Source organism: Myroides odoratimimus (genome assembly GCF_001485415.1).
GTDB lineage: Bacteria > Bacteroidota > Bacteroidia > Flavobacteriales > Flavobacteriaceae > Flavobacterium > Flavobacterium odoratimimum.
This window is the reverse complement of the sequence record NZ_BCMQ01000018.1, coordinates 61412-72988: the sequence shown is the minus strand read 5'-3', so window position 1 is coordinate 72988 and position 11577 is coordinate 61412. Positions and strand designations below refer to the sequence as shown.

General features: G+C 32.2%; 12 protein-coding genes. 3 read left to right on the top strand and 9 right to left on the bottom strand.

Annotation, left to right across the window (positions count from 1 at the left end; genetic code table 11):
- Nucleotides 1–22 precede the first annotated feature (22 nt).
- Nucleotides 23–310: a hypothetical protein gene (locus MODO_RS14110; protein WP_059051226.1), complete on the bottom strand. Its 288-nt coding sequence runs from the start codon at nt 308–310 to the stop codon at nt 23–25.
- Nucleotides 311–744: 434 nt separating this feature from the next.
- On the opposite strand from MODO_RS14110, the gene MODO_RS14105 reads away from it, so the two are divergent.
- Nucleotides 745–1395, top strand: a complete 651-nt coding sequence (locus MODO_RS14105) for a DUF6266 family protein (protein WP_006259389.1) — start codon at nt 745–747, stop codon at nt 1393–1395.
- Between the two features lie 248 nt (nt 1396–1643).
- Here the strand turns inward: MODO_RS14105 and MODO_RS14100 are convergent, their stop codons facing one another.
- The gene (locus MODO_RS14100) at nt 1644–1967 is read right to left on the bottom strand and encodes a Bor family protein (protein ID WP_006259390.1); all 324 of its coding nucleotides are present in this window, start codon (nt 1965–1967) and stop codon (nt 1644–1646) included.
- An 837-nt stretch (nt 1968–2804) separates the two neighbouring features.
- Here MODO_RS14100 and MODO_RS14095 point away from each other — a divergent pair.
- Nucleotides 2805–3230: an acyl-CoA thioesterase gene (locus MODO_RS14095; protein ID WP_006259391.1), complete on the top strand. Its 426-nt coding sequence runs from the start codon at nt 2805–2807 to the stop codon at nt 3228–3230.
- 193 nt (nt 3231–3423) lie between these two features.
- Here MODO_RS14095 and MODO_RS14090 read toward each other — a convergent pair whose 3' ends face one another.
- The 5 genes from MODO_RS14090 to MODO_RS14070 all read right to left on the bottom strand — a co-directional run bounded on the left by MODO_RS14090 (nt 3424) and on the right by MODO_RS14070 (nt 8228).
- Nucleotides 3424–4359 (bottom strand): siderophore ABC transporter substrate-binding protein, encoded by a 936-nt coding sequence (locus tag MODO_RS14090; protein WP_006259392.1) that lies wholly within the window; start codon nt 4357–4359, stop codon nt 3424–3426.
- A gap of 20 nt (nt 4360–4379) precedes the next feature.
- Nucleotides 4380–5138, bottom strand: a complete 759-nt coding sequence (locus tag MODO_RS14085) for an iron ABC transporter ATP-binding protein (RefSeq protein WP_006259395.1) — start codon at nt 5136–5138, stop codon at nt 4380–4382.
- Complete coding sequence (locus MODO_RS14080) at nt 5135–6082, bottom strand: iron chelate uptake ABC transporter family permease subunit (RefSeq protein WP_006259398.1); 948 nt, start codon at nt 6080–6082, stop codon at nt 5135–5137. Before MODO_RS14080 ends, MODO_RS14085 begins: the two co-directional genes overlap by 4 nt.
- Nucleotides 6075–7025, bottom strand: a complete 951-nt coding sequence (locus tag MODO_RS14075) for an ABC transporter permease (RefSeq protein ID WP_006259399.1) — start codon at nt 7023–7025, stop codon at nt 6075–6077. The genes MODO_RS14080 and MODO_RS14075 overlap by 8 nt, the downstream gene beginning before the upstream one ends.
- Nucleotides 7026–7334: 309 nt before the next feature.
- Nucleotides 7335–8228, bottom strand: a complete 894-nt coding sequence (locus MODO_RS14070; protein WP_006259400.1) for a LysR substrate-binding domain-containing protein — start codon at nt 8226–8228, stop codon at nt 7335–7337.
- 89 nt (nt 8229–8317) lie between these two features.
- On the opposite strand from MODO_RS14070, the gene MODO_RS14065 reads away from it, so the two are divergent.
- Nucleotides 8318–9544, top strand: coding sequence for an MFS transporter (locus MODO_RS14065; protein WP_006259401.1), 1227 nt, complete (start codon nt 8318–8320; stop codon nt 9542–9544).
- Between the two features lie 28 nt (nt 9545–9572).
- On the opposite strand, the gene MODO_RS14060 is transcribed toward MODO_RS14065, so the two are convergent.
- Together MODO_RS14060 and MODO_RS14055 are read right to left on the bottom strand one after the other, a co-directional pair.
- Nucleotides 9573–9845, bottom strand: a complete 273-nt coding sequence (locus MODO_RS14060) for a TM2 domain-containing protein (RefSeq protein WP_006259402.1) — start codon at nt 9843–9845, stop codon at nt 9573–9575.
- A gap of 254 nt (nt 9846–10099) precedes the next feature.
- Entirely contained in the window at nt 10100–10543 is a 444-nt protein-coding gene (locus tag MODO_RS14055) for a hypothetical protein (RefSeq protein WP_006259403.1), read from the bottom strand.
- Nucleotides 10544–11577: the final 1034 nt, after the last annotated feature.

Here is an 11577-nt window from a genome sequence, read left to right as displayed (position 1 = left end):
CTCTAAAAATGGACACAACCCTTTAAATATCAATTGCTTTAGTTTTTTGTCGTGTACTTAGATCAAAAGCATATTTATCATCTATCTTACCTGTAAAATGGTACGTATAATGAACATCTACATCCTTCCATCTTTTATCTGTAAAATCAGCACTATCATCCCACTCGCTTAGTTCTCCTTCGTCATCCCACTCCTCTTCTGCAAGAACCACTTCTTCTGTAGTCGTATTAGGAAATTCTTCTATCTTCTTCTTACAAGATATAGTGACTAATACCACACTTAATAACAATAATATTATTTTACTCTTCATATTTCAACTTTATTAACTCCTTAAAAATAAAGTTATTTTCATTCAGCTCCCTTATCCTTTTTACTTATAAGTATAATTCACAATCTACACCATCTCTCTTGCTGATTCTAGGAGTATTCTAGGGGTTTTCTTGCAGTTTACTAGCCTAGAGAGGCATTTTCTCGAAGGAAGGTGCAAGGATGCCTCTAGCAACCCTCAAGCAACATCATAGAAATATAAGCTAAACTCAAATGTCAAATCAACTTTCAATAAAGACAGTTTTAAATAAAATGCTGATAGTATTCAAAGTATTTTTAACTTTTTTTGCCTCTAAAAACGTATTTACTGGCTTCATCAAGGGTTCAATAAATGGACGAGAAGTGAACTAGAAGAAAAGTACCCTTCTGATATCTTAATTTTACAAAAAATAAAGCAACCATTTAAAAATCAAAATTATGGCAGAAGCAATGAACGGAATGTTAGGTGGCGTATCTGGTAAGGTAGGTCCCGTAATAGGCGTAAGATGGCGAGGTCGCTATTTCTGGCGATCTAAAGCGAGGAAAAGCACTAAACCTTTTTCAGAAAAACAACGGATACAGCAGGAGAAAATGGCACTTGTATCTTCTTTTTTAGCCAAAATAAGAGGATTTATTAATCAATACACACCAATGAGACAAGGTGAGAAATCACTTATCAATGGGACAGAACAACAATCTTCGTTTTTACTCAGACATGGTATCGGCTATGAAGGTGACAGAGGGTACTTACAACTCAATCTAGTCACTGTATCTATAGGAACACTTCCTGTAGCACATATCCATAAAATACAACTTACAGAAGATAAGCAAATCAAACTAGAATGGGAAGACAATAGCTATAACAGCATGACAGCAGAATCTGACCTGCTAAGCGTCGTAATCTTTCACAATGAAGAAGAGGAATTTCAGATCTATGATACGGTAGGACAACGAATGGATAAAATAGGACTGATCACACTGAAAGAACAATGGACTTACGGTACGATCCATATCTGGACAATGTGGAAAAACAAAGAAGAGACACTGAATAGCACAAGTTTATATCACGAAGAAATAGCTCTAGATTAGCTGATCAGATACAGTGTAGTACTCTACTTCATTCCTGCCTAAACAACCGATAGAAATGAAGTAGATACACTATGCTATTATACCTAATAGAACTTTTATATTATCTATCAGATTCATTTCATAGTACATTAGGTAGAATAATGAACTATATAATCTGATGATGATAACTGATGTAACGCTTAAAACAAAAAAAGGATTAGATAACCTACTGATTATCTAATCCTTTTTAATACTTCTAAGAGCAACAACTATTTCTTAAAGTCCTCCATAGGTACATAGATAGTGGTAGTCGTAGGAGTGTAAATACCAAAAGTAATACATCCTAATAGACCATCTACAAAGCTCATTTGAGTCTTCACAACATAGTTCGTTTTCTTATCTGCTAGTTCACTTCCTTTATACCCTTTGTTTAAAGGAATTAAACCTGCTATAAGCGCATGATTCTTCTTTTTGTTTACTTCTACCACAGGCATTGTTAGATCAGTATCACCTACTGCTACTTTTGCTGTATAACAAGATGTCATAGTTATTGCAACTACACAACACATCAAGGCTAATTTAATTGTCTTCATTTTTACTATTCTTATTTTTAATGATTCTAAATATACTACCCCTTGAAGTATATTAAAAATAGAGAGACAGTATTATAACAATATCATAGATAATATAGATTATCAAATAAATAACTTATAAAAAATATTAAAAACAGAAATGTAATTTAAAAACACTACTATTTAGAACAGTAATAAATAAAGACATAAATAGTCAATTTAAGCTATTCACTTTATAAATCAGATTACGTATCGCTAATTAGATCTAAATAAGTTTTTTTTACATACAAATCAAGGCGAAATATACACTGATTAATACAACAAATAACTCCCCCTAAAAGCTTTATCCCCCTCAGAATCACCTTACATATTAACCCAATACTACAAAGCAATTCTGCCCCCTGGTTCTTTCATTAGCGATATAACCTTACTCTAAGTGAAATCACTCATGTAGACCTGTTTTGTATAATAACTATTCGTTTAGATGCCAAATACATAATCTGGGTTAAAAATGAACTAAGATTTACACTAGATTAATCATTTCCCATTTATAGTACTTATATTTGCAAGGTTATACATTGAATAAACTACTCTGTCAGGGGAATCGTGTGAAACTCACGAGCTGTCGCGCAACTGTAAGTAATTAGAACTAATTATAAGTCAGATCACCTACACAGTAGAAGTATAATATTATGGTATTGCTTTCGCGATTTGAAGCAACATAGTTATACTAATATCTTTCCCTTATGACATTTTAGAAAGAATAGTATACTAAACAACTAAAAGCCAAAATAGCTATTCCATAATTTATGAATATTAAAAGTAATAACTAACTCAAAAAAGAATCATTACAACAATATGGAAGGTCAATTAACAAACAGAGAGTTACGTATCCAAAAAAAAATAAAGGATTCGGAAACACACGTATTTAAAGCTGTATTCCCAGGACAAACTAATCACCACAACACCATGTTCGGTGGAGCGGTAATGTACATTATGGATGAGATAGCATTCATGACAGCTACACGTTTCTGTCGTAAACCTATTGTAACTGTATCTAGTGATAAGATTGATTTTAATCATCCTATCCCTGCAGGAACACTAGTAGAGCTTATCGGGACAGTAGTACGTGTAGGAAGAACGAGCCTAGATGTACGCGTAGATGTATTCGTAGAAAGTATGTACAGAGAAGGAAGAGAAAAAGCGATGACTGGTACATTTACTTTAGTAGCGATCAATGAGAGCAAACGCCCTGTTCCTGTATTTGACGAAGTAGAAGAATAGTAAATCTTTATATCATACAAAAAATCCCTAACGAATAATCATTAGGGATTTTTTTATACACACTGTTTTGATTTCTATTCTAAAAACAGCACACGCTTGGCGTCTTCTAACAAGAATTTGCTCAAGCCACAACACTATTTCACAATAAAAGCTACCTTATTCAGATAGCTTTTATCGCAAAAAAAATTAAAGATTATTCAGCAATTGCTTGCTCAACTTCGTCTAACATCATTTTGATAGACTTAAGTCCTCCTCCTGATAAATACCATATTTCTGGGTTTAAGAAAATGATTTTATCATTTTTATATGCGTTTGTTTGTTTTACTAATGCATTAGCAAACTCCTCTTTACCCATAGTAGCTCTCTTAATAGCAGCTCCTCTATCGATTACGAAGATGTAATCTGGGTTTAATTCTTTAATGAACTCATTAGAGATCGCTTGACCATGTGTAGCAGCTTCGATGTTTTGATCAGCAGGTTTTAATCCGAATACATCATGGATAATCCCGAAACGAGATCCTTTTCCATAAGCACTTAAACGTCCTTCGTTAGCAAGCACAACTAAACCTCTTTTCTCAGATTTAGCAGTAGTCTCGTTAATCTTAGCCACACGCTCATCGATTACTTTTAACTCTTTCTCTACCAACTCTTCTTTACCAAACAACTTACCTACTGTACGTTGGCTAGCTTTAAAAGAATTCATATAATCTTTAATATCAATATCAAGATTAATAGTAGGAGCTATTTTACTAAACTCATCATACATAGCAGCAGTACGAGCTGCGATAATGATAAGTTCTGGTTCAGCTTCATTTATTTTCTCCATATTAGGTTCTTTAATACCACCTACATCTACTAAGTTAGCATCATCTGCATACTTAGATAAGTAAGCAGGCATATTACCTTTAGGAGCTCCTTTAAATTCTATACCTAAATCCTCAAAAGTATCTATCATTCCATAACTAAGAATAACAGTGTTTTTAGGGTTTTCTTTTACTTCAGTAGTTCCTGACAAGTGCTCAACTGTCACTTTTGCTACATTCTCCTCTGTAGTCTCTGTCTTCGTTTCTTTACAAGACGTAAAGATTAAAGCTGAAGCTGCCACGCAGCTTATTAAAAATTTACTCATAACAACTCGATTAGTTAAAATTATTTAAAGTATATACATACCTTATTGTTACAATTATCAACTATAGTCATATCTATATCGAAAACTTCTTTCATAATATCCTCGCGAATAATATCATCCGTTAATCCGAAATGGATAATCTTATGATCTTTAACTGCTGCAATATAGTCTGCATACGAAGAAGCATAATTAATGTCGTGCACTACAATAATTATGGTCTTTCCATAATCATCTGCCAAAATTCGAAGAATCTTCATAATCTCAACAGAGTGTTTCATATCTAAATTATTAAGCGGCTCGTCTAACAGAATATACTCTGTATCCTGTGCCAATACCATCGCTAAGAAAGTACGCTGACGCTGTCCTCCACTTAATTCATCTATGTATTGTTCTTGAATATCTGTTAATCCCATAAAAGCGATACTCTCCTCTACCTTCTCATGATCGATAGCATTCATTCTACCTTGAGAATGCGGAAAACGCCCAAACTCGACTAACTCTTTAACTGTTAACCTTACATTAGGATGATTTGCTTGTTTTAAGATTGATAATCTTTTTGCGAAATCTCTATTCTTAAAATTGACAATATCTTGATCTAATAAATTTATAAGTCCTGAGTCTTTAGCGACTAAACGACTAATAATAGATAACAGAGTACTCTTACCTGTTCCGTTCCCTCCTACTAGACATGTGATTTTTCCTTTTGGAAAAGAAACTGACACATCATTTAGAATCATCTTCTCACCATACGTCTTAGATACATTCTTTACTTCTATCATCCTTTGTTACTTTTTAATAATAAATAAATAAAATACACCCCTCCTACAAAATTGATAATAATACTAATAGTAGTACTCATATTAAAGAGATGCTCCACTAGATATTGTCCTCCTACAACAGTAACCGCTGTTAGCAAACAACATGCTAGTACCATATAACTATGCTTACTACTCTTCACAAGCTCGTAAGTCAAATTGGCAACTAATATTCCTAAGAACGTAATAGGCCCTACCAATGCCGTAGAAATAGCTACCATCACAGAGATAATAAGCAAATTAGCTTTGATCACTTTATGATAGTCTACCCCAAGACTTATGGCATTCTCCCTACCTAAACTAAGTACATCTAACTGTCTAAAATATTTAATCCCCACTAGCATAGAGGCTATTAATAAGACAGCGGATATAGTCAATAGATTTAGGTTTATCTTATCAAACGAAGCAAACATTGCCGACTGTATGATTAAGAATTCATTAGGATCAATAAGCATTACTATAAAAGAAGAGAAACTCCTAAACAGTGTTCCCATTAACAGTCCCACTAATAGTAATAAATACATACTCTTACTCTCTCTTCTGAATACTAAATAGTACATCACTAAAGAGAATCCTAACATTAATACTACAGATATCGCAAAGTTGGTTTCTGAATTAAGAACCTGAAATGTTCTATCTCCATAAGCAAACACTAGCAAAGACTGTAACAACAAATAGAATGAATCAAACCCCATAATAGAAGGTGTCAAGATTCTATTAGCTGATATTGTCTGAAATATAATAGAGGAATACCCTATAGCAAACGATATTAAAATCATCGCAATAACCTTATATCCTCTTCTAGGTAATACATAATCTAATTTGGTTCCCGTAAAGGTGAACATATATATAGCAATGAATAATAATAAAACAACTGCTAAAACTGTAATAATCTTGTTCTTAAACATGTTTAGCGCGTTTAAATATTAGTATTAAAAATATTAATCCACCTATAATACTTACTGTTAATCCTATCGGAATCTCATAAGGTGCTATTAACATTCTGCTTATTATATCACATACCATTAAAAAGATCGCTCCTATCAATGCTGTATAACTAATCGTCTTCTTAAGATTATCTCCAAACATCAAACTCACAATATTAGGAATAATAAGTCCTAAAAAAGGAATCACACCTGCTGTCAGAACCACTACAGTAGAAGTAATAGCTACAAATATCAATCCTAGATAAGTAATCTTCTTATGATCTAATCCTAAACTACTCGCGGTGTCTTCTCCTAAACCTACGATAGTAAACTTATTAGCGTATAAATAGCTCAAGAACACAATCGGAACTCCTAAGTATAAAATCTCATAGTTCCCTTTGATAATAGATGAAAAGTCTCCTATCAGCCAACCTTCCATATTCTGAACCAAGTTCGTTTTATAAGCAAAGAACGTAGATATCGCATTAAGGATATTTCCAAAAACTATCCCTACTAATGGAATAAAAATGATATTGCGCATTTTTATCTTACTCGAGATCTTTAAGAAAATAACACTTGCTAATAAAGCTATTGTAAATGATAAAATCATCTTATAGACCATCCCTCCTCCTGGAAATAATATCATACTAAATAATATTCCCATCTTACAAGCGTCTAAAGTCCCCATCGTAGTCGGTGAGACAAATTTGTTAAGAGAAATCTGTTGTACAATCAATCCAGAAATACTCATACCAATACCTGCTATTAATACAGATATCATACGGGGTAATCTACTTACTAACATAACCAATATCTCATCCTGATCTAGTCGGTGTATATCAAATACAGATATATCTTTTACGCCAACAAATACAGAGATGAAAGAAACTATAATCAGTATAAGAATTAATAATATTCTTATCATTTACTCGTTTGTTTTTATTTAGAATCAAATTAAATAATCGCAAATATAAAAAAGTAAAGTGGCTAACAAAAGAAAAAAACTTATCAATTTATGTAAACTCAATTAGTTAGATTATCGGTATACTAATGTATACACGGATTCTATCAAACAAACACAAGTATTAACTCTTCATTTTTTAATTAATTAAATTTTATAACGTTAAAATTAAAGTAATCACAATTCGGCCTTTTTTAAAATAAATCTCATTAAGTTCTATTTCATGGTAAATAACAGCTCATTTATTACCTAAACAGAGACTGAAACATACAGTTATAATGTGTTTAACCCATCTTTATTCTCATTCATTAATAAATCGACAAATACTCTCACGGACTTTTTGAGATAACTGTCTTTTAATTGAATAATAACAGCTTCTCGCTTCATATCACTATCTATAATCGGGATAGCATAAAGGTCTTTTTCTCCATGTACAGTTGCGTAAGTAAGAACAGTTTGATAAGCACCTTTTTTGACAAGGTCAATAATCATAGAAGTTTGATTAGTCTCTATGGCAATATTAGGTCGGATATTATACTTTTCGAACTCCCTGTCTAAAAAGTTACGCGTACTGAACCCCTGTACAGGCAAGGCTAGTCTATACTGTTCTATCTCCTTTAGTCTAATCTCTTTTAGAAGTGCTAATTCAGAATCTCTAGCAACCATAAAAGCCATATCTGATATCAATACAGTCTTATAAATGAAGTTCTCTTCATGTGCTCCATCAAAAAAAGTCAGAGCAAAGTCAATATACTGTTTCTCTAGATAATGCATTAACTCATTGGTCGTACCAAATGTCACCTCTATCTTCACTTCTGGATATGTCTGTGTAAAAAGAGTAAGAGAAGACAGTACTAAAGACTTTAGTCCCCACGTAAGCCCTATACGCAATACTCCTGTCTTTAGCCCCTCTAAATCCTCTAATAAGAGCTTTCCATCTTCTGCAGCTCTTATACTTCTCTCAGCATAAAAAGAGAATAACTCTCCTGCTTCTGTCAGTGCTATACGCTTTCCTATTCTATCAAATAGTGGTTGGCCTATTTCTTCTTCTAACTGTTTTATTTGTTGAGATAATGTACTCTGTGTAATAAATAAATGCTTAGAAGCTTCCGTAAAATTGAGTAATTCTTTTGCTTTTAAGAAATACCTTAGTTGTCTTAGTTCCATGAGTTGATCGTTTTTACCGATTGATGTAATAGAAAAATACCGTTTTACTAATATAGAGCTTCCTCGTAACTTTACAAAAAATAAAGAATATGAATACCACCACCTATACAGAAGAAGTCGTTCATATAAAAGCTGTTAAAGGAACCACTACGTACAAAAAGATTAAATGGAGTATATTTTTAGTAGGAGTTTCTGTATTCGCTCAATTATATAATTTCCAACCTATATTATCTGAAATCACACAATACTTTAAAGTAACACCTTCTGAAAGTAGCTATCTAGTATCTGCTAGTACTTTAGGTATGGCTATTGGTCTATTACTTTTTGCATTTATCGCAGATAGTTATCCACGTAAAGACATCATGCTCTTCTCTCTAGTCACCTCTACGATGCTCACCCTCTTATCTGTATGGGCTAATGATTTTTCTATCTTAGTCAATATTAACTTTATAAAAGGAATGTGCATATCTGGGGTATCAGCAGTGACATTAGCCTACTTAGCAGAAGAAATAGATCCTAAGTACATCGGAACAGCCATAAGTTTTTACTTGGCAGGAAATACTTTTGGAGGAATGTTTGGAAGAATTGTTGCCGCATTAGTATCTGGGTGGCTTGGTTGGCAAGCAGCAGTATTTACTATAGGTATACTCGCTGTAGTTATTGCCATTGCATTTTATATCTTATTTCCAGAGTCTAGATTCTTCACTCCTAAAAAGCTAAAAATAAAACACAAGCTAAGACAGATGAAGTCTATATTTAAGAACTATAAGATAATGGCTATGTATCTCGTCGCGATCTGTCTAATGGGGGCGTTCGTAAGTGTATATAACTTTTTAGGTTTTAAACTTGAATCAGCTCCTTATAACTTACCACATTATCTTATCGCTATGATATTCTTAATGTACGCATTTGGTATTTTTGGTAATATGGTTGCCGGATCTTTATCAGATAGATATTCATCTCGTATGATACTTCTAATCGCTTTAGGATTAATGTTAATAGGTGTAATAGGTATGTATATGGACAACCTTGTTATTATCCTATTAGGATTGACTTTCTTCACCATCTCATTCTTTAGTGGACATACCATAGCTAGTAGAGTAGTAACGACTCTAGGTAAGGAAGCAAAGAGTTCCGCAACAGCCTTGTATTGGTTCTTCTATTATATAGGCTCAAGTATTATAGGCAGTTCTACAGGAGTCTTTGTGAATAAAGGCAATTGGAATGGGTTCTTCTATACGCTTATGGGCATGACTATAATAGCCCTTCTTGCGACTTATCTAAGTACAAGACAAACGAAAAAAGCCACTGAATAGTGGCTTTTTGTTTATATGTTTCTATGTATTAGAACCAACCTTTTTTGTTTGCTTGGTATGTATTATAGAACTCCTCATCTGTTTTAGTTAAATAGATAATTCCTTCAATAAGTCCAATGATTCCAGCAAATCCACAAGTAACTAATCCTAAGATTAATTGGATAACACCTTCTTTAGTATACCCTAAGTAGAATTTATGGATAGCGAAAATAGGTAATAAAATTCCTAAAATACCAGCTACCACTTTTTTGTTCTCTTGAGAAGGAGTAGTTGCACTCTTCTGTGTAGTAAATTGTTCCATCTTTTTATATTATTTTTTTTGCAAAATTAAAATTGTTTATCCAACAAACAAGAAAAATATAACAATATTTTAAATAAAAACAACAAACACAAATAATACCACTACAAAACAACCACTTAACATAACTATTTTACAAAAACAACTAACTCTCAAAATAAAATAAAAAACACCAATACTTAAACTTCAATACAATAAAAAAAGCAATCTATAAAACATAGATTGCTCTTTTGTCAATAAGGTGAACTTATCTGAAGCTATTTCTTAAAGCTCACTAATTCCATTTGTGAGATCTCTTTAGTATTGATAGGACTAACAAGAGCTTCAGCTCTACTCAAATCAATAATTCTGTATCTCTTCACTTCTCCGTCGGCATCATTTTCTAGACTTATCATCTCACCTTCTAGTACCCAATTTCCTTTAGATTCCTCTAAACTGTATTTGTCAATTGCCTGGTACTTTCCACCTTTCATGATATCAATTTCAATTAGTGATTTTTGGTATCTTTCTTTATGACTTCTACTCACTCCTTCTTGGAAGTCGAAATGAGCTACAATCCATGTTTTTTCAATATTAATACTGTTAACACTTAATGCTTTGTCAATTTCTAAGTTATTATTATCGTCTGCACTGCAACTAGCTAATAATGAACTCATACCAATAATCAAAACTCCAATTAAAACTTGCGCACATCGTCTCATAATGTAAATAATTAAAAAAAATTAATAATAATCTTTTTTAATCCGTGTACACCTCCTCTCCCTCTGGAGGTATTAATACATCAACTGCCTTGCATTCCCCTTTTCGACGTTTTACAGGTATATAAAATCACTGTAAATAAAATAAACACAATTAAGTTTACATAATAAAAAACAGACTAAAAAAGAACGTTTTTAAATACTAGGTAACTCCGACATTGTTACCTTATCTTTTATTTTCTGAGACAAATGTATAACCGTAGTTTTCGCATCAATATGACATAAATCATAAAAATTCTACATATTAACTTCTAACTTAATGGAATAACCCTAATCTTATTCTAATATTAGAAACTTTTTTAGCAATACAAAAAGTTAACATTTATAATATAACAAACTAAACACAGTACTTTAACCTTATTAACACTAATATCCACAAACAAATCACGAATAACCAGAAATACAATAAAAAACAACAACAAGAATTACCTTAATTTTTTGTTGCTTTTTTAAAGACATAAAAGATTATAATTCTACATTTTGATCTGTTTTTTTAACTTTTATATCTCTTCGACCTCTATTTCCACTATATATCGCAAATTATTTTTAACTCCTAATACCTCTTTTTTCATAAAAGGCATCTACTATTTTTATTAAAACTAGAGATCACATCAACAAAAATGTTATAATATCTCAAACCTCATTAATAAAACACCTTAGCAATATACAAATACAGTAAAAGCCATGACATGAGTATTAGCTTTAAAAAAGAGATTCCAGAGCTTACAAAACAACAGTCCCCACCGTCACTAGCTCTGGAATCTACAAACACAATAACTCACTCTACATCAATAAAATACATCATATCTCACCTAAAACACGATATAACACCTAAGTATTTCAAAAAACCCTTTTCAATACTTATAAAACCTTATCTATACTCTAAACACATTATCAATATTTTTACAGACAAAAACTATTCCTAAATAGCTACTTTAAACAATTATTCTACTTTTTAACCAAAAAGAGCCTTAATC

Coding starts and splice junctions, on each gene's coding strand:
- MODO_RS14095 (WP_006259391.1), top strand. CDS start 2,805: ATGGAAGGTCAATTAACAAACAGAGAGTTACGTATCCAAAAAAAAATA.
- MODO_RS14070 (WP_006259400.1), bottom strand. CDS start 8,228: ATGGAACTAAGACAACTAAGGTATTTCTTAAAAGCAAAAGAATTACTC.
- MODO_RS14100 (WP_006259390.1), bottom strand. CDS start 1,967: ATGAAGACAATTAAATTAGCCTTGATGTGTTGTGTAGTTGCAATAACT.
- MODO_RS14080 (WP_006259398.1), bottom strand. CDS start 6,082: ATGTTTAAGAACAAGATTATTACAGTTTTAGCAGTTGTTTTATTATTA.
- MODO_RS14090 (WP_006259392.1), bottom strand. CDS start 4,359: ATGAGTAAATTTTTAATAAGCTGCGTGGCAGCTTCAGCTTTAATCTTT.
- MODO_RS14110 (WP_059051226.1), bottom strand. CDS start 310: ATGAAGAGTAAAATAATATTATTGTTATTAAGTGTGGTATTAGTCACT.
- MODO_RS14055 (WP_006259403.1), bottom strand. CDS start 10,543: ATGAGACGATGTGCGCAAGTTTTAATTGGAGTTTTGATTATTGGTATG.
- MODO_RS14105 (WP_006259389.1), top strand. CDS start 745: ATGGCAGAAGCAATGAACGGAATGTTAGGTGGCGTATCTGGTAAGGTA.
- MODO_RS14060 (WP_006259402.1), bottom strand. CDS start 9,845: ATGGAACAATTTACTACACAGAAGAGTGCAACTACTCCTTCTCAAGAG.
- MODO_RS14065 (WP_006259401.1), top strand. CDS start 8,318: ATGAATACCACCACCTATACAGAAGAAGTCGTTCATATAAAAGCTGTT.
- MODO_RS14075 (WP_006259399.1), bottom strand. CDS start 7,025: ATGATAAGAATATTATTAATTCTTATACTGATTATAGTTTCTTTCATC.
- MODO_RS14085 (WP_006259395.1), bottom strand. CDS start 5,138: ATGATAGAAGTAAAGAATGTATCTAAGACGTATGGTGAGAAGATGATT.